At 58.0% G+C, this 24,112-nt stretch carries 25 protein-coding genes and 1 pseudogene; 13 read left to right on the forward strand and 13 right to left on the reverse strand.

Annotated features, from left to right (window positions below):
- Window positions 1-99: 99 nt before the first annotated feature.
- Window positions 100-312: pseudogene (locus AB7M29_RS27395) on the forward strand (hypothetical protein).
- A 64-nt stretch (window positions 313-376) separates the two neighbouring features.
- Here the strand turns inward: AB7M29_RS27395 and AB7M29_RS27400 are convergent.
- A complete protein-coding gene (locus AB7M29_RS27400; RefSeq protein ID WP_454248440.1) occupies window positions 377-937 on the reverse strand; it encodes a hypothetical protein in 561 nt (186 codons plus the stop codon).
- Window positions 938-1,485: 548 nt separating this feature from the next.
- On the opposite strand from AB7M29_RS27400, the gene AB7M29_RS27405 reads away from it, so the two are divergent.
- A complete protein-coding gene (locus tag AB7M29_RS27405) occupies window positions 1,486-1,764 on the forward strand; it encodes a hypothetical protein (RefSeq protein ID WP_217854220.1) in 279 nt (92 codons plus the stop codon).
- Window positions 1,765-1,879: 115 nt separating this feature from the next.
- On the opposite strand, the gene AB7M29_RS27410 is transcribed toward AB7M29_RS27405, so the two are convergent.
- Window positions 1,880-3,226, reverse strand: coding sequence for a DEAD/DEAH box helicase (locus tag AB7M29_RS27410; RefSeq protein ID WP_008153197.1), 1,347 nt, complete (start codon window positions 3,224-3,226; stop codon window positions 1,880-1,882).
- 193 nt (window positions 3,227-3,419) lie between these two features.
- Between AB7M29_RS27410 and AB7M29_RS27415 the strand changes: the two genes are divergently transcribed.
- A complete protein-coding gene (locus AB7M29_RS27415; RefSeq protein ID WP_454248441.1) occupies window positions 3,420-4,718 on the forward strand; it encodes a mechanosensitive ion channel family protein in 1,299 nt (432 codons plus the stop codon).
- A gap of 110 nt (window positions 4,719-4,828) precedes the next feature.
- On the opposite strand, the gene AB7M29_RS27420 is transcribed toward AB7M29_RS27415, so the two are convergent.
- Window positions 4,829-5,695, reverse strand: coding sequence for a carboxylate/amino acid/amine transporter (locus tag AB7M29_RS27420; RefSeq protein ID WP_217854222.1), 867 nt, complete (start codon window positions 5,693-5,695; stop codon window positions 4,829-4,831).
- 367 nt (window positions 5,696-6,062) lie between these two features.
- On the opposite strand from AB7M29_RS27420, the gene AB7M29_RS27425 reads away from it, so the two are divergent.
- Window positions 6,063-7,010: an IS110 family transposase gene (locus tag AB7M29_RS27425; protein ID WP_217858081.1), complete on the forward strand. Its 948-nt coding sequence runs from the start codon at window positions 6,063-6,065 to the stop codon at window positions 7,008-7,010.
- 209 nt (window positions 7,011-7,219) lie between these two features.
- Here AB7M29_RS27425 and AB7M29_RS27430 read toward each other — a convergent pair whose 3' ends face one another.
- Both AB7M29_RS27430 and AB7M29_RS27435 read right to left on the reverse strand, forming a co-directional pair.
- Window positions 7,220-7,819 (reverse strand): FMN-dependent NADH-azoreductase, encoded by a 600-nt coding sequence (locus AB7M29_RS27430; RefSeq protein ID WP_052964935.1) that lies wholly within the window; start codon window positions 7,817-7,819, stop codon window positions 7,220-7,222.
- 229 nt (window positions 7,820-8,048) lie between these two features.
- Window positions 8,049-8,378: a hypothetical protein gene (locus AB7M29_RS27435; protein ID WP_048395716.1), complete on the reverse strand. Its 330-nt coding sequence runs from the start codon at window positions 8,376-8,378 to the stop codon at window positions 8,049-8,051.
- A gap of 49 nt (window positions 8,379-8,427) precedes the next feature.
- Here AB7M29_RS27435 and AB7M29_RS27440 point away from each other — a divergent pair, with 49 nt between their 5' ends.
- The 4 genes from AB7M29_RS27440 to AB7M29_RS27455 all read left to right on the forward strand — a co-directional run bounded on the left by AB7M29_RS27440 (window position 8,428) and on the right by AB7M29_RS27455 (window position 12,656).
- Complete coding sequence (locus AB7M29_RS27440) at window positions 8,428-9,351, forward strand: LysR family transcriptional regulator (protein ID WP_008069097.1); 924 nt, start codon at window positions 8,428-8,430, stop codon at window positions 9,349-9,351.
- A gap of 14 nt (window positions 9,352-9,365) precedes the next feature.
- Window positions 9,366-10,169, forward strand: coding sequence for an alpha/beta fold hydrolase (locus AB7M29_RS27445; RefSeq protein ID WP_123501439.1), 804 nt, complete (start codon window positions 9,366-9,368; stop codon window positions 10,167-10,169).
- Window positions 10,170-10,172: 3 nt separating this feature from the next.
- Window positions 10,173-10,730, forward strand: a complete 558-nt coding sequence (locus tag AB7M29_RS27450; RefSeq protein WP_007902463.1) for a peptidylprolyl isomerase A — start codon at window positions 10,173-10,175, stop codon at window positions 10,728-10,730.
- Window positions 10,731-10,823: 93 nt separating this feature from the next.
- Window positions 10,824-12,656 (forward strand): ABC transporter ATP-binding protein, encoded by a 1,833-nt coding sequence (locus AB7M29_RS27455; protein ID WP_454248442.1) that lies wholly within the window; start codon window positions 10,824-10,826, stop codon window positions 12,654-12,656.
- A 134-nt stretch (window positions 12,657-12,790) separates the two neighbouring features.
- Here the strand turns inward: AB7M29_RS27455 and AB7M29_RS27460 are convergent, their stop codons facing one another.
- The 3 genes from AB7M29_RS27460 to AB7M29_RS27470 all read right to left on the reverse strand — a co-directional run bounded on the left by AB7M29_RS27460 (window position 12,791) and on the right by AB7M29_RS27470 (window position 14,591).
- Complete coding sequence (locus AB7M29_RS27460) at window positions 12,791-13,279, reverse strand: GNAT family N-acetyltransferase (RefSeq protein WP_217854224.1); 489 nt, start codon at window positions 13,277-13,279, stop codon at window positions 12,791-12,793.
- Window positions 13,280-13,376: 97 nt separating this feature from the next.
- Window positions 13,377-13,862 carry a GyrI-like domain-containing protein gene (locus tag AB7M29_RS27465; protein WP_048395713.1) on the reverse strand — a complete coding sequence of 162 codons (486 nt, stop codon included), beginning with the start codon at window positions 13,860-13,862 and terminating at the stop codon, window positions 13,377-13,379.
- Between the two features lie 66 nt (window positions 13,863-13,928).
- The gene (locus AB7M29_RS27470; RefSeq protein ID WP_052964940.1) at window positions 13,929-14,591 is read right to left on the reverse strand and encodes a LysE family translocator; all 663 of its coding nucleotides are present in this window, start codon (window positions 14,589-14,591) and stop codon (window positions 13,929-13,931) included.
- Window positions 14,592-14,729: 138 nt separating this feature from the next.
- Here AB7M29_RS27470 and alaC point away from each other — a divergent pair, with 138 nt between their 5' ends.
- Window positions 14,730-15,947: an alanine transaminase gene (alaC, locus tag AB7M29_RS27475; protein ID WP_123357886.1), complete on the forward strand. Its 1,218-nt coding sequence runs from the start codon at window positions 14,730-14,732 to the stop codon at window positions 15,945-15,947.
- A gap of 117 nt (window positions 15,948-16,064) precedes the next feature.
- Here alaC and AB7M29_RS27480 read toward each other — a convergent pair whose 3' ends face one another.
- Window positions 16,065-17,417, reverse strand: coding sequence for a GntP family permease (locus tag AB7M29_RS27480; RefSeq protein WP_454248443.1), 1,353 nt, complete (start codon window positions 17,415-17,417; stop codon window positions 16,065-16,067).
- A gap of 81 nt (window positions 17,418-17,498) precedes the next feature.
- On the reverse strand, window positions 17,499-18,032 hold the full coding sequence (locus AB7M29_RS27485; protein WP_217854228.1) for a gluconokinase: 534 nt from the start codon (window positions 18,030-18,032) through the stop codon (window positions 17,499-17,501).
- 215 nt (window positions 18,033-18,247) lie between these two features.
- Between AB7M29_RS27485 and gntR the strand changes: the two genes are divergently transcribed.
- The 3 genes from gntR to AB7M29_RS27500 all read left to right on the forward strand — a co-directional run bounded on the left by gntR (window position 18,248) and on the right by AB7M29_RS27500 (window position 20,495).
- Window positions 18,248-19,279 (forward strand): HTH-type transcriptional regulator GntR, encoded by a 1,032-nt coding sequence (gene gntR / locus AB7M29_RS27490; protein WP_454248444.1) that lies wholly within the window; start codon window positions 18,248-18,250, stop codon window positions 19,277-19,279.
- 66 nt (window positions 19,280-19,345) lie between these two features.
- Window positions 19,346-19,978 (forward strand): glutathione S-transferase family protein, encoded by a 633-nt coding sequence (locus AB7M29_RS27495; RefSeq protein WP_454248445.1) that lies wholly within the window; start codon window positions 19,346-19,348, stop codon window positions 19,976-19,978.
- A 148-nt stretch (window positions 19,979-20,126) separates the two neighbouring features.
- Complete coding sequence (locus tag AB7M29_RS27500) at window positions 20,127-20,495, forward strand: hypothetical protein (protein ID WP_454248446.1); 369 nt, start codon at window positions 20,127-20,129, stop codon at window positions 20,493-20,495.
- Between the two features lie 129 nt (window positions 20,496-20,624).
- Here the strand turns inward: AB7M29_RS27500 and AB7M29_RS27505 are convergent, their stop codons facing one another.
- Window positions 20,625-21,494, reverse strand: a complete 870-nt coding sequence (locus AB7M29_RS27505) for a LysR family transcriptional regulator (RefSeq protein WP_454248447.1) — start codon at window positions 21,492-21,494, stop codon at window positions 20,625-20,627.
- Between the two features lie 99 nt (window positions 21,495-21,593).
- Between AB7M29_RS27505 and gstA the strand changes: the two genes are divergently transcribed.
- On the forward strand, window positions 21,594-22,196 hold the full coding sequence (gstA, locus tag AB7M29_RS27510; protein ID WP_454248448.1) for a glutathione transferase GstA: 603 nt from the start codon (window positions 21,594-21,596) through the stop codon (window positions 22,194-22,196).
- Between the two features lie 143 nt (window positions 22,197-22,339).
- Here the strand turns inward: gstA and AB7M29_RS27515 are convergent, their stop codons facing one another.
- Together AB7M29_RS27515 and AB7M29_RS27520 are read right to left on the reverse strand one after the other, a co-directional pair.
- The gene (locus AB7M29_RS27515; protein WP_454248449.1) at window positions 22,340-23,353 is read right to left on the reverse strand and encodes an ABC transporter substrate-binding protein; all 1,014 of its coding nucleotides are present in this window, start codon (window positions 23,351-23,353) and stop codon (window positions 22,340-22,342) included.
- Entirely contained in the window at window positions 23,350-23,913 is a 564-nt protein-coding gene (locus AB7M29_RS27520; protein WP_454248450.1) for a sigma-70 family RNA polymerase sigma factor, read from the reverse strand. The genes AB7M29_RS27515 and AB7M29_RS27520 overlap by 4 nt, the downstream gene beginning before the upstream one ends.
- Between the last annotated feature and the right edge of the window lie 199 nt (window positions 23,914-24,112).

The raw sequence follows: 24,112 nt of genomic DNA on the forward strand, positions 1-24,112 counted from the left end.
TGCATCCGCTGTAGATTGCATCCGCGCGCCTGACCGCCACCAGGAAAACGGCTACAACAACCTTGGAATCAGGCGCCTTACACCGTTGGAACGAGGCTTATGGTCCGCACCCAAGACGTCCTGCAAGCCATGGCCGACTACCGAATCCGCACCGCCACCCAGGTGCTGGAAAACATAGCCTTTCGTGCCTAGATCGGTTGCGACACGGCGGTGCTGTCCGACTTTTCCAAACTGCTGGCCATACCGTTGCGGGATGGTTGTAATTTGATGGATATGATTGGCAGGCGGTTGCGGGCGCAGGTTGTGGAGTGAAATGAAAACGGGCGACCTGTAGGTCGCCCAATTTAAATAGTGAGTCCAACTAAACGAATGACGTTTACGCTCCAGGTAAGCTACTCACAGGAATGCGCTGCTGAGGCTGAGTAATGTCGTAAACATGCTGCTCGCAGCGATCACCAATAAACTGGAACTCCACCAGATAGACTCTACTTTTTTCCGGAGTAAAGGTGCTCTTGAGCGGACCGCAGCTATAAATATTCCCGGCTCTCCCATCCGTTGAATAACCCGATACGTGGAAGGGCTGATCGACATCAGCCTGTGCTTCCAACTGCGGGAATCGTTTCACCGTCGCACTATTGGCCACTTCGTTGAGTTTAGCGATCCAGCCGAACACCTTCTCACGACCCGAGTCCACCACCGTTCCAAGCACCTCCATGCGCTGGTCGGGATCTGCTGCGCGCCTGATCGAAAACTCTACCGGGTGCGTATAACCGGAGGCTCTCATGATGACCTTGGCGTGCTGCGCATCCACCGTCACCGTGTTCTGACGAAGCTGGACGCCGTCTTTTAGAAAACTGGGTGAGGAGTCTCTGGTGTTGGAGTGACAGCCTGGTAATGCCAGAATCAGAGGCAGTAATAGTAGTGCGTATTGCTTCATGTATAAATATCCTTAGAGTCGTATATTTTAGCTGACGGGGAACGGAGTTAGTGTTTGGCACGACACTATTTCGCGTTGATCACTACTGTTGAAGCGAGCATATCGCCCAATCTTTTCCGAGCCCCATAAAAAACAAACTCCCAATCTAAAAAAAGCAGGAAAAACTTCAAAAAATTACGAACAAATGATTGAAGATAGCTGCCCCCCAAAAGGCTCGACGCCGCCCCGACACGGCAAACGCTGAGGGCGTTTGCAGAGCGAATACGTCATAAGGGGGTAAGTGCGCGCTTGGGTCAGAAGGTCCAAAGCGTGGCGTAAACGACCATTGCATCGGCGTGCGAATGGTCTGTTCGGTCCCTCGAAACGGCGAAGCGATATCAATGTGATGGCACGATATTTAAGTTGCCATCACTCTGGCGTCAATAAGCCGTTCAGGATGTTTTTGGTTGGACGCTCTAGCGCGCGGGTTTTGGTTCATGGCCTGAACTTTCCGAGTGGAAAAACCCTCCACTCAATAACGCCGTGACATTGATAAGTGAGGCTCACTGATGAAAACCACCCTGCTGAAACTGACCTTCGCCGCCACTCTCGCCTGTGCCCTCCCCGTTTGGGCCTGCCCGCCCGACGAAGCCACCGCCAAGCGCGAACTACTGGCCAAGGAAGTCGCCAAGATCACTGAGCAGAACCCGGCCAAGGCCAAGGAGATCAATGACGAGTTGCAGAAGATGGACCTGGAAACGGCCAGCGCGGATTTGCCGGACAAGTGCCAGTTGATTGATCAGCGTCTCAAGGAGTTGCAGTCGGCAGAGAAGAAAGCCGAGAGCTGAAACGGCGAGATCAAAAGATCGCAGCCTTCGGCAGCTCCTACACGGGTTTCTGCGATTTTTTGACGTAAAAAAACCCGGACACTGTCCGGGTTTTTTATTGGATCGCTACCGCGCTTTATTCAGCAGCCGGCGCTTCCGGTTTGCGGCGCTTGAGCGGGGCCATGCCGTCCTTGCTGACCAGCGACAGGGCGTCGGTCTTCGGGCGGTTGGCGATCTTGCGTTTGGTCGGAGCCTTGGCGCCGGTTTTCTTCTTGTCGCCTTTGGCGTCGACCTTTTTCTTCTTCACGCCAACGGCTTTGCCCGAGGCCTTGACCTTTTTCGGTCCGCCGTAGGTGCCTTTGACTTCCTTGATGGTGCGGCGCTCGAAGCTCTGCTTGAGGTAGCGCTCGACGCTCGACATCAGGTTCCAGTCGCCATGGCAGATCAGCGAGATGGCCAAGCCATCGTTGCCGGCGCGGCCGGTGCGACCGATGCGGTGAACGTATTCGTCGCCGCTGCGCGGCATGTCGAAGTTGATCACCAGGTCCAGGCCTTCCACGTCCAGGCCACGGGCCGCGACGTCGGTGGCCACAAGGATCTTCACGCCGCCCTGCTTCAGACGGTCGATGGCCAGTTTGCGGTCTTTCTGGTCTTTGTCACCGTGCAGCACGAACGCTTTGTATTCCTGCGCCACCAGACGGCCGTAAATACGGTCGGCCATGGCCCGGGTATTGGTGAACACGATGGCCTTCTGATAGGTCTCGTTGGCCAGCAGCCAGTTCACGATCTGTTCTTTGTGCTGATTGTGGTCGGCGGTGATGATCTGCTGACGAGTGGTGGCGTTCAGATCGCTGACGTTGTTCAGTTGCAAGTGTTCAGGGTTGTTCAGGACTTTGGCGACCATCTCGCGCAGGCCCGAACCGCCGGTGGTGGCGGAGAACAGCATGGTCTGCTGACGGTTGGTGCACTCTTCCACCAGACGCTGCACGTCTTCGGCAAAGCCCATGTCGAGCATGCGGTCGGCTTCGTCGAGCACCAGCACTTCGACTTCTTTGAGGTCGAGGTTACCGGCGTTCAGTTGCTCGATCATCCGGCCCGGCGTACCGATCAGGATGTCCGGCACCTTGCGCAGCATGGCGGCCTGGACCTTGAAGTCTTCACCGCCGGTGATCAGGCCGGACTTGATGAAGGTGAACTGAGCGAAGCGCTCGACTTCCTTGATGGTCTGCTGGGCCAGCTCGCGGGTCGGTAGCAGGATCAGGGTCTTGATGCTGACGCGGACTTTAGCCGGGCCGATCAAGCGGTTGAGGATCGGCAAAACGAATGCAGCGGTTTTGCCGCTACCGGTTTGCGCTGTCACCCGCAGGTCACGCCCCTGGAGCGCGAGCGGGATAGCCGCTGCTTGCACAGGCGTTGGCTCGACAAATTTAAGCTCGGCCACGGCTTTGAGCAGGCGTTCGTGCAGGGCGAATTGGGAAAACACGGGTGCTACCTCGAAGAAATACAAAAAAACAGCTGCATAGGGTAACGGTTTCGAGCGCGAAGGCCGAGTTTCTTTATACAAACGGCTGCAAACAGTGGTTTTTTTGTTGCCTGATTTGTCCCTAAACGTCATCCGGAACGTCTTAAATGCTCTAATCGCCCCGTCGCGTCCTACAGAAGAACCGTTTTCGCCCATGGATATCAAACAGCTCTGGCTCAACGCCCAAGACCTCTGGGGTGCTCTCGATCAGCACCCGCTCCTGCATTCCACGCTCGCGCTGATGTTGCTGCTGGTGGTGGCGCTGATGCTCGGACGAGTGGCGCGTTACCTCATTCTTCACGCGACCAAAATCCTCGGTCGCCAGCCGTCATTGCACTGGATCACCGATTTTCGCCACAACAAAGTGTTTCATCGCCTGGCACAGATGACGCCCTCGCTGGTGATCCAGTTCGGCCTGCACCTGGTGCCGGAGTTGGGCAAGACCAGCCTGAACTTCCTCGGCAACGTGGCGCTGGCGTTCACCATTCTGTTCCTGGTGCTGGCCGTCAGCGCATTGCTCAATGCCCTGCTGGACATCTACGCCCGCACCGAACATGCCCGCACCCGCTCGATCAAAGGCTACGTGCAACTGGCGAAAATGGTGCTGTTCGTGTTTGGCGCGATCATCATCGTCGCCACGCTGATCGACCGTTCGCCGCTGTTGCTGCTGTCGGGTCTGGGCGCCATGTCGGCGGTGATTCTGTTGGTCTACAAAGACACCCTGCTGTCGTTCGTTGCCAGTGTGCAACTGACCAGCAACGACATGCTGCGGGTCGGCGACTGGATCGAGATGCCGCAAGTCGGTGCCGACGGTGACGTGGTGGACATCACCTTGCACACGGTCAAGGTGCAGAATTTCGACAAGACCATTGTGTCGATCCCGACCTGGCGCCTGATGTCCGAGTCGTTCAAGAACTGGCGCGGCATGCAGCAGTCCGGTGGGCGCCGAATCAAGCGCAGCCTGTTCATCGACGCCAGCGGCGTGCGGTTTATTCGCGATGACGAAGAGCTGAAACTGGCTCAGGTGCATCTGCTGACCGACTACATGAGCCGCAAGAAAGCCGAGCTCAAGGCCTGGAACGAAGCTCAGGGCAACGTCGCGGCGATGTCGGCCAACCGTCGACGGATGACCAACATCGGCACCTTTCGCGCCTATGCGTTGGCGTATCTGAAGAGTCACCCGGAGATTCAGCCGAACATGACCTGCATGGTTCGGCAAATGCAAACCACGGCCCAGGGCATTCCGCTGGAAATCTACTGCTTCACCCGCACTACCGTGTGGGCCGATTACGAGCGGATTCAGGGGGATATTTTCGATTACCTGCTGGCGGTGCTGCCGGAGTTTGGCTTGAGCCTTTATCAGCAGCCGAGCGGTGGTGATTTGCGGTCGGGGTTGCTCCCGGCGGTGTTGGGCGCGAGCCACATTCCCGAGTCTGAAAAACACGTCATGTAGCACCACATATCCCTTTGTGGGAGCGGGCTTGCTCGCGAAGGCGGAGTGTCAGCCGACATCTATGTTGAATGTCATACCGCATTCGCGAGCAAGCCCGCTCCCACAAGGGATTAGTGTGCAACCGCCGGCTGGCGTACACCCAACCGACTAATCCACACCGCCATCAGAATCACCGACCCACCAAACAACAACCGTCCCAGCTCTTCATGCTGATTCCAGATCAGCAAGTTGATCAGCAACCCCACCGGCACATGCAGATTGTTCATCACCGCCAGCGTCCCGCCGTTCACCAGGCACGCGCCCTTGTTCCACCAGTACAAACCCAGCGCGGTCGAGACCAGGCCGAGGAACAGCAGCACGCCCCATTGCAGCGGCGCTTCGGGCAGGAAGTTCTGTTTGCCGAACAGCAGAAACGCCGGCAATGCCACCGCTAACGCGCCCAGGTAGAAGTAGCCGAAGCGTCGGTAATGCGGCAGATCGCTCGGATGTCGGGCCACCAGATGTTTGTAGAGCACCTGCCCGGCGGCGTAGGTGAAGTTGGCCAGTTGCAGCAACAAAAAGCCCATGAAGAAATCCGGGTTGATCCGGTCATAACGAATCACTGCCGCACCCGCGACCGCCACCAGTGCCGCGATCAATGCCCACGGGTTGAAGCGCCGGTTCAGCGCGTCTTCGATCAGGGTCACGTGCAGCGGCGTGAGGATGGTGAACAGCAATACTTCCGGCACCGTCAGCACCCGGAAGCTCAGGTACAGGCAGACGTAAGTCACGCCGAACTGCAACGCGCCGATCAGCAACATGCCGCGCATGAACGCCGGCTCAACCTGACGCCAGCGTGTCAGCGGAATGAACACCAGCCCCGCCAGCAGCACCCGCACCAGCACCGCGAAGTAACTGTCGACATGCCCGGCCAGGTATTCGCCGATCAAACTGAAGGAAAACGCCTGGATCAGCGTGACAAAAAGTAGATAGCCCATGGTCGCCTCATTTCGAATGGCGGCGACGATAGCGGGTTTTGCCCTTGATCGCGAACAGTCAGGCAATACACAAATCTACTGTGGGAGCGGGCTTGCTCGCGAATGCGGTGGGTCAGTCAACATTAATATCCACTGACACGCCCTCTTCGCGAGCAAGCCCGCTTGTATGGTAGGACTTGAAGGGAGGAGGAGGGACAAAGCCCGATTCTGACTGTTGACGCAGTACAGATCCGTGGGAGATTTCGCCCCTCCTCCTTTCACCCAAGCGCCGATAAAGAATGCATCTGGCTAGGACCGACGATAGGAACAAGCCTGCGCCTCTGGGTGAGCCCTTCAAGTGCTCAAAACATATCCCGGAGGAAATCCAATGGCAATGCCGGTTTCTGTCACAAAGCCAATCGTAGGCGTGGATGTCGCCAAGAACGAACTGGTGATCTATCACGCCGAACTTGACCTGCTTGAAGAGATTCCCAACAACAAGGCTGCCATCAAGCAGTGGTTGAAAGCCTTGTCGGGGACAGTCGCGGTAGCCATTGAGTCGACCAATATCTATCACCTGGAGTTCGCCGATCTGGCCTATGAGGCTGGCTGCGTGATTTACATGGTGGGTGGCTATGAACTCAGCCATTACCGAAAAGGGGTGAATATCCGCGCCAAAACCGATGCGTTGGATGCCAGACTGCTCGCCCGCTATCTGAAGAACGAAGGTGATGATCTTCATCCTTGGACCCCGCCATCACCGCTGTACCGCCAGCTCTTGAGCCTTTTTCGTCGTCGCGCAGCCTTGGTTCAGGCGCGGGTCGGCCTGGTGCAAAGTTGGGCGAATGAACCGCTGCTGAAATCTGCTTTCGCCGCGCAAGTGAAAGCCATGCAGCAGCTTGAAACGCTGGTCGAAAAGACGATTAATGATCATCTGAAAGAAGCCGGTTTGCTCGGTCAGTTGAAGCGTTGCCTGAAAGTTGAAGGCATTGGATTTCTGACCGGAGCCCGCTTGCTCACGGCGTTTCAGCGGGGCGACTTCAGAAACGCAGATGCCTTTATTGCCTTTCTGGGAATGGATTTGCGGGTGGCGAAGTCAGGGCAAAAAGACGGGCGCCGGAGCTTGACCAAGCGAGGTGACCCGGAAGCTCGCCGGCTTCTGCACAATGCAGCTATGTCGGCCAGCCGTACGCCAGCCTGGAAAGGCTTTTATGAAGAGCAAAGAGCTCGAGGTTTCAGCACCACTCAGGCGCTGGTGATACTGGCTCGCAAGCTTGCTCGGATCGTATTCGCTCTACTGAAAGGACAGAGCGAATATCAACCCAAAGCTGGTTGAGGGCTTCCCTTCAACCATAGAATCTCCCACAGGGGGTGTGTGCTCATTCACTAAATCGCAGGCAAAAAAAAGCCCGATCTCGCTAATGCGTTCAATCGGGCTAGAGCACTCAGGAGCAACAAGTGCAAAGGGAGGTTCGATGCGCGTACAGGCTTGAAGGGTTGCGCCAGGTCACTAGACCATCCAGCGATTATCTGGCGATTAACGGATCAGGCGACCTGGGAAAGCTTGGCGTTGGCCTGGTTCAAGCCTTTCTCCTGGAAGTCGCCGCCCAGGTTCATGCCTTCGGCGTGAATGAACGTTACGTCGTGGATGCCGATGAAGCCCATGACCTGGCGCAGGTACGGTTCCTGGTGATCCGCGGTGCTGCCGGCGTAGATCCCGCCCCGCGCGGTCAGCACATAAGCACGCTTGCCGCTGAGCAAACCTTGAGGGCCGGTTTCGGTGTACTTGAAGGTCACACCGGCACGCAGCACGTGGTCAAGCCAGGCTTTAAGGGTGCTCGGAATGGCGAAGTTGTACATCGGCGCGGCCATCACCAGTACGTCGGCGGCCAGCAGTTCATCGGTCAGCAGGTTGGAGCGTTCCAGCGAGGCTTGTTCGATGTCGTTGCGTTGTTCGGCAGGTTTCATCCAGCCGCCCAGCAAGTTGATGTCCAGGTGCGGCACCGGGGTGCTGGCCAAGTCACGGACGGTGATCTGGTCGGCCGGGTGGGCGGCTTTCCATTGGCTGATGAAGGTCTGGGTCAGCTGGCGGGAAACCGAGTCTTGCTGACGGGCGCTGCTTTCGATGATCAGAACGCGGGACATGGGATGTAGCCTCCATCTGAGAATGCTGTAGGTCGATGGAGTGAAGGTTAAACAGAGTCATATCGATGAAAAAGCGCAAATAACTGCTATAAAGCATCGATAAATTCGTTTATAAGCGGAGCGTGCCCTGTGGGAGCGGGCTTGCTCGCGAAGGCGGTGTGTCAGGCAACATTGATGTCGACTGATACTCCCTCTTCGCGAGCAAGCCCGCTCCCACAGGGTTGTAAAGTCATTTCGGGGTGCAGGTCAGGTTGATACGCATCTTGATGATGGTCCGGGTGAACTTGGCGGTGGCGTTTTTGTGTTTACCGGCGGGCACTTCGATGGTGCGGGTACGCGGCGACTCCGGGCCATTGTTGAAAACCACCCTGCAGATCGCATCAGTACTGCCGTAGTTGTTCACTTGAATGGAGGCGATGTCGTTATCCGTGTCGTACGAGTTGTAGTCGATGCTCAAGCCGTTCAATTGCTTTTGAACGTCGATCGGATAAGCAAACGCAGTCAGCGGCAGCATTGCCAACACCGCACAACCCGCCATCACACTACAAAGTTTTTTCATTCAGCAGCCTCCAATAAGGACTGCCAGCTTAGGACAAGAGGAGCTCAACATGAAAGCGCCCCGCGTGACCCTTGATCAATGGCGAACATTGCAGGCCGTGGTCGATCACGGCGGTTTCGCCCAGGCCGCCGAAGCGCTGCACCGCTCGCAATCGTCGGTCAGCTATACCGTAGCGCGCATGCAGGACCAACTCGGTGTGCCATTGCTGCGCATCGACGGCCGCAAAGCGGTGCTCACCGAAGCCGGCGGCGTGCTGCTGCGCCGCTCCCGGCAACTGGTGAAACAGGCCAGCCAACTGGAAGACCTGGCCCATCACATGGAACAAGGCTGGGAAGCGGAAGTGCGGCTGGTGGTCGACGCCGCCTACCCCAGCGCCCGCCTCGTCCGCGCACTGACCGCGTTCATGCCGCAAAGCCGTGGCTGCCGGGTGCGTCTGCGCGAAGAAGTGTTGTCAGGTGTAGAGGAAGTGTTGCTTGAAGGCGTGGCCGATCTGGCCATCACCGGTTTCAGCATTCCCGGGTACCTGGGCGCAGAATTGAGCGACGTCGAATTTATCGCGGTCGCCCACCCCGAGCATTCCTTGCATCGCTTGAACCGCGAACTGAACTTCCAGGACCTGGAAAGCCAGATGCAAGTGGTGATCCGCGACTCCGGCCGTCAGCAACCGCGAGATGTCGGCTGGCTCGGCGCCGAACAGCGCTGGACCGTTGGCAGCCTGGCCACCGCCGCGACCTTCGTCAGCAGCGGCCTGGGCTTCGCGTGGTTGCCTCGGCACATGATCGAGCGCGAACTCAAGGAAGGGACGCTCAAAGTGCTACCGTTGGACCAGGGTGGCAGCCGCAACCCGAGCTTCTATCTGTATTCAAACAAGGACAAACCCTTGGGCCCGGCCACGCAGATTCTCATCGAACTGCTGCGCACCTTCGATACCGCGCCGCTGGATGCGCCCTTCGCCGCCCCTGAACAAGCCTGACACGGAGTGTACCCATGGCCTATTTCGAACATGAAGGTTGCAACCTGCACTATGAGGAATATGGCCACGGCACGCCGTTGCTGCTGGTTCACGGGCTGGGTTCCAGCACCCTGGACTGGGAAATGCAGATCCCGGCGCTCTCAGCCCATCATCGGGTGATTGTCCCGGATGTGCGCGGCCACGGGCGCTCCGACAAACCCCGCGAGCGCTACAGCATCGCCGGGTTCAGCGCCGACCTGATTGCGTTGATGGAACACTTGAATCTTGGCCCTGCGCATCTTGTCGGGCTTTCGATGGGTGGCATGATCGCTTTTCAACTGGCGGTGGACCAGCCGCAACTGCTCAAGAGCCTGTGCATCGTCAACAGCGCGCCCGAAGTCAAACGGCGCAGCCGCAACGATTACTGGCAGTGGTTCAAGCGCTGGAGTCTGATGCGCGCGCTGAGCATGGGCACCATCGGCAAGGCCCTGGGTGCCAAGCTGTTTCCCAAGCCCGAACAAGCTTCGTTACGACAAAAAATAGCGGCGCGCTGGGCAAAAAACGACAAACGTGCTTATCTCGCCAGCTTCGATGCCATCGTCGGCTGGGGGGTTCAGGAACGACTTTCCAAGGTCTCCTGTCCAACCCTCATCGTCAGCGCCGACCGTGACTACACCCCGGTCGCGTTGAAAGAAACCTATGTAAAACTGCTGCCCGATGCGCGGCTGGTGGTGATCGCCGACTCGCGCCACGCCACCCCGCTGGATCAACCCGAACGTTTCAACCAAACGCTGCTCGAGTTTCTCACCGCAGTCGACACCACCACTCAGGATCACTGACTTATGCTGAAAAAAATCGCCCTCGTCGCCGGCTCTGTTCTGTTTGCCGCCAACCTGATGGCCGCCACGCCCGCCAAGGCGCCGCACGTGCTGCTGGAAACCACCAACGGCCAGATCGAAATCGAACTGGACCCGGTCAAGGCGCCGATCAGTACCAAGAACTTCCTTGAGTACGTCGACAGCGGCTTCTACAACAACACGATTTTTCACCGTGTGATTCCTGGGTTCATGGTCCAGGGCGGTGGTTTCACTCAACAGATGCAGCAAAAAGAAACCAAGGCGCCAATCAAGAACGAATCCAAAAACGGCCTGCATAACGTGCGTGGCACGCTGTCCATGGCCCGTACTTCCGTCCCGGATTCGGCCACCAGCCAGTTCTTCATCAACGTCAAAGACAACGATTTCCTGGACCAGGGCGACGGTTATGCCGTGTTCGGTAAAGTCGTTAAAGGCATGGATGTCGTCGATGTCATCGTCAACTCCCAGACCACCACCAAAAGCGGCATGAAAGACGTGCCAGCCGATCCCGTGTTCATCAAGTCGGCCAAGCGCATCGACTGAGACTAAGCTGAACAGGGAGTTTTGAGCGGCCGCCGGTGCTTCCGGCGCCGCTCATATCGTTTAAAGGAGAGCCCGTGCGCGGGCGAAGAACTGATGCTTTATCGCCGTTTTGAAAAACTGATCGACATTTTCCGCGATGCACCGACGGCGGCTCCGCCGGATCGGGTTCTCCCCTTCTATACCTATTACCTGAAGCAGGTCTGGCCGAGTTTCGCCGTCCTGCTGATCGTCGGCCTGTTCGGCGCACTGATCGAAGTGGCGCTGTTCAGCTACCTGAGCCGCATCATCGACCTCGCCCAAGGCACGCCCAACGTCAATTTTTTCAAGGAACACGGCATCGAATTGGCCTGGATGGCGGTGGTTGCGCTGGTCCTGCGCCCGATATTCGTCGGCTTGCATGACTTGCTGGTGCACCAGACCTTGAGCCCCAGCCTGACCAGCCTGATCCGCTGGCAAAACCACAGTTACGTGCTCAAACAGAGCCTCAATTTCTTCCAGAACGACTTCGCCGGGCGCATCGCCCAACGCATCATGCAGACCGGCAACTCGTTGCGCGATTCGGCTGTGCAAGCGGTGGACGCGCTATGGCACGTGCTGATCTACGCGATCAGTTCGCTGGTGCTGTTCGCCGAAGCCGACTGGCGCCTGATGATCCCGCTGCTGACCTGGATCGCCGCCTTCATCGGCGCCCTCTACTACTTCGTGCCACGGGTCAAGGAACGCTCGGTGGTGTCGTCCGATGCGCGCTCCAAACTCATGGGGCGGATCGTCGATGGCTACACCAACATCACCACCCTGAAGCTGTTCGCCCACACCAACTTCGAGCAGCAATACGCCCGCGAAGCGATCAAGGAACAAACCGAAAAAGCCCAACTGGCCGGCCGGGTGGTCACCAGCATGGACGTAGCCATTACCAGCATGAACGGCCTGCTGATCGTCAGCACCACTGGCCTCGCGCTGTGGCTGTGGACGCAATCGCTGATCACGGTGGGCGCCATCGCCCTCGCCACAGGCCTGGTGATCCGCATCGTCAACATGTCTGGCTGGATCATGTGGGTGGTCACTGGCATCTTCGAAAACATCGGCATGGTTCAGGACGGTTTGCAGACCATTTCCCAGCCAGTCAGCATCACCGACCGTGAGCAGGCCAAGCCTTTGAATGTGGCGCGTGGCGAGGTGCGTTTCGATCACGTCGATTTTCACTACGGTAAGAAAAGCGGGATCATCGGCGACCTCAATCTGACCATCAAACCTGGCGAGAAAATCGGCCTGATCGGCCCGTCCGGTGCCGGCAAATCGACGCTGGTCAATCTGCTGCTGCGCCTCTATGACGTGCAGGGCGGGCGGATTCTCATCGACGGCCAGAACATCGCCGAAGTCGGCCAGGAAAGCCTGCGTGAACGCATCGGCATGATCACCCAGGACACCTCGCTGCTGCACCGTTCGATTCGCGACAATTTGCTGTATGGCAAACCCGACGCCACCGACGCCGAACTCTGGGAAGCAGTGCACAAGGCCCGCGCCGACGAATTCATCCCGTTGCTATCGGACTCCGAAGGCCGCACCGGTTTCGATGCTCACGTCGGTGAACGCGGAGTGAAGCTCTCCGGTGGCCAGCGTCAGCGGATTGCCATCGCCCGGGTGCTGCTCAAGGATGCGCCGATTCTGATCATGGACGAAGCCACCTCGGCGCTGGACTCGGAAGTCGAAGCGGCGATTCAGGAGAGCCTCGAAACCCTGATGCAGGGCAAGACCGTGATTGCCATTGCCCACCGCCTCTCGACCATCGCGCGGATGGACCGCTTGGTGGTGCTGGAAAAGGGCAAGATCGCCGAAACCGGCAGCCACGCCGAACTGCTGGCCCATGGTGGTTTGTATGCGCGGTTGTGGCAACACCAGACCGGGGGGTTTGTCGGAATCGATTGAGGCTTGTGATCAACACCGGCCCTGTGGGAGCGGGCTTGCTCGCGAATGCGGTGTGTCAGGCAACATCGATATTGACTGACACTCCCTCTTCGCGAGCAAGCCCGCTCCCACACTGGATCTCCAGTACCCGCGGGTTACAGCGTCAACACCATCTCATGCCACGCCATCCCGCCATGGTCCGACGCCGAAGGCTTGATGTAGGCAAAACCAAACCCGGCATACAGCGCAATGTGCCGCTCTTTGCACATCAGATGGATGCTGGCCTTGTTCAGTGTACGCATGCGCTGGATGAACTCATCCAGCAAGCGTTTCGCCAGACCCTGCCCTTGGTAGTCCGGATGCACCACCACTGACATGATCACCACGTGCGGGCCGGCCGGGTCGTGGCCGATCAGTTCCTTGAACGCCTCGTCCGACATTTCCACCTCAAACGCCGCACCGGAATTGATGAAACCGGCGACAACACCATCCACTTCAGCAACGATGAAGCCGTCGGGCCAAGTGGCGATGCGGGTGGCGATTTTCTCTCGGGTGGCGGCTTCGTCGCCTTCATAGGCAACGGTTTCGATGGCGTAGCAACGGTCCAGGTCAGCGGGGCTGACGTGGCGGATGACGGTGTTCATGGCAGCTCGGAATCGGCGTGGGAAAGGTTGGGGATCATAAATCAGCATCAACACGACATCGAGAGGCGAATCACCGATCCGCCGCTCGACCCGCTCATTACGCTTTGAGCGGCAGCCAGATTTCCAGCACGCCGGTATTGAGCTTCGGGTTGAAATCGTCGCTATAACGTTCGAACTCCGGAGCGTCCGCCGCTTCATGGCCGGACTTCGGCAACCAGGTTTTCCAGATGTATTGAAAGGTCTGGGGCAAGGTATCCAGAGAGCCCTTGTGTTCGAAGACTGCATACTTCTGAGGCTGAACTTCGATCCAGCGGTACTTTTCGGGCAGGTCGTCGAGCTTGCTGATTTCGACACCGGCTATGTATTCGAAACCACCCTTGCCATCCGGATTGCAGCAGATGCCGTAGGTTACTTCGCTTTTCTGACCGGGAATTTTGCCAATCTCGGGAATGAACTTCTCCCATAGGTCGGGGATCGCTTTGGTCGTATCCGCCGTAAATCGTCCACCAAGCCCCGCTATGAGCATGAAGTGCCCGTTTTCGAAGCGTGGCTCGGCCGTTTCGACGCCTGTTTGCTCATCCATGACTCAACTCCTGGTACAAAAGGTGGGTTCGGCAGGGAGTATAGAAGCCAAACCCGATTCGCCCAATTACAGTGCGTGCAACTGTTCGATGGCGCCTGGACCGATGAACTCGTTATAACCCGATAGAATCACGTAGACCGCGAAATAGCAGAAGATCGCTGCCGATGCCATATAGGAATAACGCAGTAATTTGTCACCGAGCAATTTGCCGCCGTGGCTCGCAGCGAAGCACAGACCGACACACCAGAGCACTCCGGCGCACAAGAAGCCGCTGAGAAACAGTGCCGAGCTGAGCGTGCCACCGCCGCCGGAACGGGCGATCAGCGTGCCGCCTACCGCGGCAAACCAGAGAATGGCACTGGGCGATGACATGGCGAGAAAAATCCCGCGGAAAAACTCGCGCCGGTGCGAGTTGTGCCCCACCTCAGGGGTTTGCGCCAACAGCGCTTCATGGTGGATCGCCGAATAAATCATCTTCGCCGCGAAATACACCAGCAACGCCGACCCGCCAATCCACAACACCCAGCGCACGGTCTCGTACTGCAGCAATACGGTCATGCCGGCCAATGCCAGCACGGCGTATATCAGGTCGCCGACACACGTCCCCAACCCCAGCGCAAAGCCTTGAAAATAGCCGCGCTGCATCGCCAGCGTGATCATCGCGATATTGGCCACGCCGATGTCCAGGCACAGCGAAAGGCTCAACAAGAAGCCACTGGTAAATTCCATCGACCATATCCTTGGGGAAAATTTATTGATGCGCAGGCTAGACAGTTTGCCATGACTGCCCTTACATTCCGCCACAGGCCACCGCAGTGGCCAGCGTCGCTCGGACGGTTCCGGGCGCTTACGTTATCCGAGGCAACAATGGCCGAACAAGGTTCGCCGCGCCGCTTTGCGCGCATAGATCGACTCCCTCCTTACGTTTTCAACATCACTGCCGAGCTGAAGATGGCCGCCCGTCGTCGTGGCGAAGACATCATCGACTTGAGCATGGGCAACCCCGATGGCGCCACGCCGCCGCACATTGTCGAAAAACTCGTCACCGTCGCCCAACGTGAAGACACCCACGGCTACTCCACGTCCAAAGGGATTCCGCGCCTGCGCCGGGCGATCTCCAATTGGTACAAGGATCGCTACGAAGTCGACATCGACCCGGAAACCGAAGCCATCGTCACCATCGGTTCCAAGGAAGGCCTGGCGCATTTGATGCTGGCCACCCTCGACCAGGGCGACACCGTGCTGGTACCGAACCCGAGCTACCCGATTCACATCTACGGTGCCGTGATTGCTGGTGCCCAGGTGCGCTCGGTGCCGTTGATCCCTGGCGTGGACTTCTTCGCCGAGCTGGAACGGGCGATTCGTGGCTCGATCCCTAAACCGAAAATGATGATCCTCGGCTTCCCGTCCAACCCCACCGCCCAGTGCGTGGAGCTGGATTTCTTCGAGCGGGTGATCGCCCTCGCCAAACAGTACGACGTTTTGGTGGTGCACGACCTGGCCTACGCCGACATCGTCTACGACGGCTGGAAAGCCCCGTCGATCATGCAAGTGCCCGGCGCCAAGGACATCGCGGTGGAGTTTTTCACCCTGTCCAAGAGCTACAACATGGCGGGCTGGCGCATCGGTTTCATGGTCGGCAACCCGGAGCTGGTTAACGCCTTGGCGCGGATCAAGAGCTATCACGACTACGGCACGTTCACTCCGCTGCAAGTCGCGGCCATCGCGGCGCTGGAAGGCGATCAGCAATGCGTCAAAGACATTGCCGATCAGTATCGGCAGCGTCGCAACGTACTGGTCAAAGGCCTGCATGAACTGGGCTGGATGGTCGAAAACCCGAAAGCCTCGATGTATGTCTGGGCCAAGATTCCCGAGGCTTACGCACACATGGGCTCGCTGGAATTCGCCAAGAAATTGCTGGCCGAGGCCAAGGTTTGCGTCTCGCCGGGTGTGGGATTTGGCGAGTATGGGGATGATCATGTGCGCTTCGCGCTGATCGAAAACCAGGACCGGATTCGTCAGGCCGTGCGCGGGATTCGCGGGATGTTCCGGGCGGATGGGCTGGTTACCAAAACCAACGCCTGACACAAATAACTGTGGGAGCGGGCTTGCTCGCGAAAGCGGACTTACATTCAACATCTACTTTGAATGTTATGTCCCCTTCGCGAGCAAGCCCGCTCCCACATTTGTTTTGCGGTGTGCTTAAACGAACAACGACAACAGCAGGATGAAGCCCAGGGCCACCACGGACAGGATGGTTTCCATCGCGGTCCAGGTCTTGAAGGTTTCCGCCACGGTCATGTTGAAGTACTGCTTCACCAGCCAGAAACCGGCGTCGTTGACGTGAGACAGGATCAACGAACCGGCACCGGTGGCCAACACCAGCAACTCACGGTTCACACCCGGAATCATCCCCACCACCGGCACCACGATGCCCGCGCCAGTAATGGTTGCCACGGTTGCCGAACCGGTCGCGATGCGAATCACCGCCGCCACCAGCCAGGCCAGAAGGATTGGCGAGATCTGCGCTTCCACCGCCATGTTGCCGATGACATTACCCACACCGCTGGTCACCAGCATCTGTTTGAAGCCGCCACCGGCACCGATGATCAGGATGATCGCGGCGGTTGGTGCAAGGCTCGCGTCCAGCCATTTGAGCATCTGTTGCGAACCGATGCCCTGCTTGTAGCCGAAGGTGTACAGCGACAGCAGCAACGCCAGCAGCAGCGCCGAGATCGGGTGACCGATCAGGTCCATGAAGGTGCGGAAGAAGTTGCCGTCCGGCAGCGCCACATCGGCAAAGGTCTTGAGCAGCATCAGGAACACGGGCGACAGCACGGTGACCAAGGTAATGCCGAAGCTAGGCAGATCGCCTGCATCCTCATCGCGCACCAGTTGATCCACCAGCTCCTGATTCGGATGACCGGGAATGTGCTTGGCAATGAACGTGCCGTAGATCGGACCGGCGATAATAGCGGTCGGCAACGCAACGATCAGACCGTACAGAATGGTTTTACCGATGTCGGCACCAAACACACCGATGGCCAGCAGCGGACCCGGGTGCGGCGGCACCAGACCGTGTACCGCGGACAGACCAGCCAACAGCGGGATCCCGATCTTGATGATCGACACGCCAGTGCGACGGGCCACGATGAACACCAGCGGAATCAGCAGCACGAAGCCGATTTCGAAGAACAGGGGAATACCGACCAGGAACGCGGCGAACATCATCGCCCACTGCACCTTGTCCTTGCCGAAAGCGCGGATCAACGTCTGCGCAATCTGATCCGCACCGCCTGATTCGGCCATCATTTTGCCGAGCATGGTGCCCAGCGCCAGAATGATGCCGACGAAACCAAGCACGCCACCGAAGCCGTCCTGGAACGCCTTGATGATGGTGCCGATCGGCATGCCGGACGTCAGCCCGAGGAAGGCGGCGGCGATAATCAGTGCGAGGAATGGGTGCAACTTGAACTTGGTGATCAGGACGATAAGCCCGATTACCGTGACCACTGCATCTAGCAGCAGAAACGTCTCGTGGGACATGCCAAACATTAGGGGTGTCTCCTGTTTGTTGTTGTTATTAAAGCGGTTAATCAGAAGTCGTCAGGACAGCGCTATCTTTTGGAGTAAAACTCAACTGGCGAGTTTCAAGCCATGATCGAGCCACCAGGCATGAGCCTGCTTCGCCAATTCATCGACGCTATGGCTGGACGCATCCAGAGCCAGGGTCAGGGGCTCACCAACGGGGGATTCAAGTGTGGCGAACTGGCTGTCGATCAGGGTCGACGGCATGAAGTGGCCCGGCCGATGAGACACACGATCGGCGGCGACTTCGGGGGTTAGCTCAAGGAAAACGAAGCCCAGGCCCGGCAAGGCACTGCGCAAGCGTTCGCGGTAACTGTGTTTGAGGGCCGAGCAGGTCAGCACCGGGCGTTCGCCCTTGGCATCGATGCGGCGCAGTTCATCGCACAGGCTGTCGAGCCAGCCGGCACGGTCTTCGTCATTCAGGGGGATACCCGCGCTCATCTTTTCGATATTGGCGGCAGGGTGAAAAGTGTCGCCTTCAATGGCGGTCGCGCCGCTAAGATGGCACAGGGACTGGCTGACGCAGGTCTTGCCGCAACCGGCAACGCCCATGATGACCAGGGCGGTGATGGGATGATTCATGTAACACCTCAGCGCGCAGACAGCGCTACCTTTGCTACGTAAGACTCAAGTGCAAAAGCAGAAGTTGCCGACGCCTTCTTGTCATTTTTGTGGGTTGCAGCATGTTCGTTCTCAAGGCCAAAAAACGAGGATCAGGCAAACCTCGTTCACGCGTTTGCAGCTGCATCGAGACAGCGCTACCTTAGTGCCTTGAATTTTGTTTGGCAAGCCGTCCGATGAATACCCCTAAAAACGATAAAAATACTCGCACCACTGGCCGCCCTACCCTGAATGAAGTCGCGCGCCTGGCCGGTGTTAGCCCGATTACCGCGTCCCGCGCCCTGCGCGGCGTCAGCACGGTGGCCACCGAACTGGTGGAAAAAGTCCAGAAGGCCGCCCTCGACCTGAACTACGTGGTCAACCCCGCCGCCCGCGCATTAGCCTCGGCCCAGAGCCATTCCGTGGTGGTTTTGGTGCCCTCGCTGTCCAACCTGCTGTTCATCGACACACTGGAAGCCATTCATCAGGTTTTGCGACCAAAGGGCTTCGAAGTGCTGATCGGCAACTTCCATTATTCGCGTGATGAAGAAGAAAACCTGCTGCGCAATTACATGGCTTATCAGCCTCGCGGCTTGCTGCTGACCGGTTTCGACCGCACCGAAAGTTCGCGGCGAATGATCGAGGCCAGCAACATTCCCTGCGTCTACATGATGGAACTGGACAGCGCGGCCGGGCTCAATTGTGTCGGCTTTTCGCAAGTCGCTGCCGGCGAAACCGCGGCCGAGCATTTGCTGTCACGCGGTCGCAAACGCCTGGCCTACATCGGCGCGCAACTGGATCAGCGCACGTTGTTGCGGGGTGAAGGTTTCCGCCGTGCGCTGCAAAAAGCCGGGCGTTACGACCCGGATCTGGAAGTGTTGACGCCACGGGCCTCATCGGTCGGCCTAGGAGGCGAACTGTTCCTGCAACTGCTAGCCGCGCATCCGGACCTCGATGCGATCTTCTTCGGTAACGACGACCTGGCCCAGGGCGCATTGCTCGAAGCCCTGCGCTGCGGCATCAAGATCCCCGAACAAGTGGCGATTCTCGGCTTCAACGACTTGCCCATGTCCGAACACATGGTCCCGCGCCTGAGCAGCATCAGCACCCCACGAGAAGCCATTGGCCGTCGCTCCGCGGAGCTGATGCTGACCTTGCTGGCCGGCAATTCAGTGACCAAACCGGTGCAGGATATGGGGTTTGAATTGAAGGTGCGCGAGAGCACCTGACGCACGACCATTCCCACGCTCCGCGTGCTAGATTCCGATACCTGGAACAGCAAACGGAGAAGCTCAATGGGACATACGCTGAAGATTTTGGGTCGGGCCTCGTCAATCAACGTCAGAAAAGTCCTGTGGACTTGCGACGAACTGGGCGTTTCATACGAACGCGAAGACTGGGGCAGCGGTTTCGCATCGACCCAGAGCCCGGAATTTCTCCAGCTCAACCCCAACGCACAAGTGCCGGTCCTCATCGATGAAGCCGGCGTGCTGTGGGAGTCCAATACCATTTGCCGGTACCTGGCCGGCAAACACCAAAACACTGACCTGTTGCCCATCGAACCGGTGGCGCGCGCTCGCGTGGAGCAGTGGATGGACTGGCAAGCCACCGAACTCAACCCGTCGTGGGGTTACGCATTTTTTGCACTGGTCCGGCAATTGCCGAACTTCCAGGACTCGCAGCGGATTGCTGATGGCGTTCGCGGCTGGAACGCGAAAATGGGCATCCTCGAACAGCAACTCGCGACAACCGATGCATATGTTGCCGGACCACACTTCACACTGGCCGATATCCTCATCGGGCTGTCGGTCAACCGCTGGCGCATGACACCGATGGAGCGCCCGGACTACCCTGCCGTCGACGCCTATTGCCAACGACTGGCGTTGCGGCCGGGGTTTATGACGCATGCCTGTAATGGTGTGCCTTGATTTTCTCCCCCTTCCCGTTACCACTCATCAGAAAAACGCTAAACCTGTCAAATATGACAGTAGCCAGACTTCCGATACGATTTGTTTAATCAGACTTGTGAACACATCCGTGTTCACTGTTTTTTATCACGTTGAACAGGAGTTCATCATGAAGACGAATCAATTTGTCGGCAAATGCAGTGGTAAGTCTTATTTCAACGGTAATCCGGTGGGTACAGATTTCTTCACAGAAGAGATTCACTTTTCCATGAACTTCTACGCCGCTCAGAAGGGGCAAGATTTCGTTCAAATCTTCTACGGAGAAAACCTCGAAGCGGGCGATCATGAGCTGATGGTAGGACCAGAGAAAGAGGCGAAACTAGAGTACAGAGTTGGAGGTAAAATTCTCCGTCCAGAAGGGACGGTGAGTAGTGATCTGTCTCAACAAGTTGGAACATTCGACGCCACCTACTTTGACGCTATTGGTCGTCACATCCTGTTCAAAGGAGAATTTGACGGTCAGTATTCCCTCCAATAATGGTGACCACAGACGTTTCGAAGAAAGGGTCCTCATAGGACTCTTTCTTGGGATACGACAATTGATCTGTAAAGTCAGGTTCAACAGTCTGATCGAATTCCTCCACGCCATATCCCCTGTTGAAACTCGTTATATAACAAGCATACCCAACAGCGCCTTTACCGCCGCCGAAGGCTCCGTGTTGGGCGCGACTACCAACGCAAATTCCCGATCGATACGCGGCGTCACAGGCACTACCCGCAGGCCCTGACGATTGGCCGGCAAGGTCATTTCCGGCACCAGGGTCACACCGATATTTTCCCGCACCAGAGTGAATGCACTGCTCCACTCTCGCACCTCGGCCCGCACATCCAGCAGTTGCAGCCCGGCATTGGCGGCCAGGCTGCGGGCATTGGTCGAACAACCGCCTGTGGCCAGCACGAAGGGTTGCTCCGCCAGTTCCGCCAGTGAGACGCCCTCTTCATTCGAGCGGCGCGCCAAGGGGTGGCCACCGGGCAGAACCGCCACCCAGGCATCGCGTCCCAAACGGCCGGCATTGCGCGCGGGTGCCGGGTTCAACACCACACCGACATCCACCAGCCCGTCACTGAGCAACGTTTCCACTTCATCGTCGCTGACTTCCAGCGCCACCACTTGAATGCCGGGGTAAAGCCGATTGAACTGGCGCAGCAGCGGCGGCAGAAAGGTCGCCAGCACCAATGGGAAACTGGCCAGGCGAATCGTCCCGCGCTGGATATCTTTAGTGGCATCGACAGTACTGCGAATGTTCTCCAGAGCACCGAGCATGGTTCGCGCCTGTTCGATCACAGGCAAGCCGATGGCGGTCGGCAAGGTCTGACGGTTTTCCCGGCTGAACAGCTGAACGCCCAGGGTTTCTTCGATCAGTGCCAGCGCCTGACTGGCACCGGACTGGGTCATTCCGACCCGCTCGGCGGCCCGGGTAATGTTGCCGGTATCGGCCACCGCCACCACCATTCGCCAGTGCATCAGGTTCATCATGGCAGTAGCTTTCCTAATGGCAGTTTTCTGAAAGATTAATTTTACCGAGCGTGCCGCGCACTATGACACTGGCGCAAATCCGCAACCAGAGCCCTGCCCATGAAGTTGTATTACGCCCCGCAAGCCTGCTCATTGGCGCCGCACATTGTGCTGCGCGAACTGGATTTGCCGTTCGAGTTGGTCCACGTCGACAACAGCACCAAGCAAACCGTCAGCGGCGAGGACTTTCTTGCCATCAACCCCAAAGGTTACGTTGCGGCATTGCAGCTGGAAAATGGCGATGTGCTGACCGAAGGCCCGGCAATCCTCCAGTACCTGGCGGATCTACGGCCCGAGGCGAACCTGGCACCGGCGAACGGGACGTTCGAGCGGGTGCGTTTGCAGGAATGGCTGAATTTCGTTTCGACAGAGATTCATGGCGGGCTGGGTTGGCTGTTCAATTCGCAGTTTCCGGATGATGTGAAAGCGCTCATCAAAGAGAAGCTGTTCAAGCGTTTTGTCGTGTTGAGTCAGACGTTGGAGGGGCAGGATTATTTGATGGCTGGCGGATTCAGTATTGCTGATGCATATCTATTTACGGTATTGCGCTGGACGCAGGTGTTTGACATCGATTTGAATCGGTGGCCGGCGTTGGCACGGTTTCAGGCCAGGGTTGATTCGCGGCCTGCGGTGAAGGCGGCGTTGGCTGCGGAGTTGGTGTAAGGCTTGAGATCATTCGCGAGTAAGCCCGCTCCCACAGTGAATCTGCTGTGAATACAGTATTTGTGAACACCGACAATCGAAATGTGGGAGCGGGCTTGCTCGCGAAAGCGGTAGTTCAGGCACTAAAAAACACAAGACAGAAACTACAAACTCCCACTCACCTTCGTTGCCACCTCCCCCGGCACCCAGGCCTTCCACACCTGCGGCTGATCGCGCAAAAACGCTTCGGCGACCTGCCGCGGTGGCTGGCGTTTTTCGCTCATTTGCCCGAGGGTCTGGTTCAGCAGATCGATCGGCAAATCGACCTTTTCGAAGAACGCCACCAGGTCCGGGTACTGCGCCTTGAACGGTGCCGACACACCGATAGCCAGGCTGGCCGGCATCGAACGTGTGCCCTTGGGGTTCGGGTTGTTGGCATCGGCCAGGGTCTTCCAGGCTTCAGCATCGAACGGCGGTTCTTCGAGTTTCACCAGTTTGAAGCGGCCCAACAGTGGCGTCGGCGACCAGTAGTAAAACAGCACCGGTTTGCCACGGCGGATCGATGAAGCGACCTCGGCATCCAGCGCCGCGCCGGAACCGGTGCGGAAGTTGACGTAGCTGGCGCTCAGGTCATAGGCCTTGAGTTTCTGGCTGTTGACGATCTCCGACGTCCAGCCGGTCGGGCTGTTGAGGAAACGTCCGCGGCTTGGGTCTTCCGGGTCGCGGAACACGTCCTTGTAGCGCGCCAGGTCGGCGACGGATTTCAGCTCCGGCGCCAAAGGTTTAATGCCGCGTTCCGGGTCGCCCTTGATCACATATTCCGGCACCCACCAACCTTCGGTGGCGCCTTTGACCGTGTCGCCCAAACCAAACACTTTGCCCTCCGACGCCGCCTTGACCCAGGCCGGACTACGCCCCGCCCACTCTTCGCCAATCACTTGAATATCGTTCTTCGCCAAGGCTGCTTCGAGGCTGACGGTACTGCCCGGCAAGGTGTCGGTCGGGTAGCCGTAACCTTTCTCGACGATCAACCGCAGGATTTCGGTGATCAGGCTGCCGCTTTCCCAAGTGATGTCACCGAAGTGGATGGGCGTGGTTTTTTCTGCGGCCGGAACGTGTCCAGCCACAAGGCTCAGGGCCAGCAGCGAACTGCCGAGCAGGGTTTTGATCGATCTCATGCGGACCTCTGGTTCAGTGGGAATCGGCTCAGGGGTAATCGGTTCAAGGGTTCGTTGGCGCTGTGCTGGGCGCACAGTGCCTGGGAGCGGGTCATGTAGACGCTGACCGAACGCTGGGAAATGCCCAGTTCGGCGGCGATTTGTGGGTAGGTCAGGCCGCCGACTCTCGACAGCAGGAAGGTTGCCCTGACCTTGCCCGGCAGGCGGTCGAGGGTTCGATCAAGGTGTGTCAGGGCCTGGGAAAACTGCGCCAGATCTTCAGGCGATGGCCCACCGAGCGGGTCAATCGCCGGTAGCTGATCGAGGTGTTGGCGTTCCAGATTACGACGACGCCACAGCTGATAAATCAACCGATGGGCAATGGTGGTGAGCAAGGCGCGAGGTTCGCGAATTGGCGTCAGGCCTGGCGATTCGAGCAACTGCATGAAGGTCTCGGCAGCGATGTCTTCGACGCTGGGACTGGCCCCCAGGTATCGGCGCAGCCGTGCGCACAGCCAGGCGTAGTGGGCGCGGAACAATCCGCCCACGTCGTTGCGATGGGAAAAGTCGGCGCCGGACATAGAGGCTCCATGGGTTAGGGGTCGCTGAATGTCCGGTGATCCGGTGGCGCGATCCTAGCAAAGAGCCTTATTCATTAATAATACTTAAAACGAATTTTTATATTCCATAAATGAATTTAAATAAGCGGCGCCTGATACATCGCTATCGCGGGCAAGCCACGCTCCCACAAGTCCACCGAAATCCTGTGGGAGCGTGGCT

The organism is Pseudomonas sp. F-14 TE3623 (assembly GCF_053629015.1).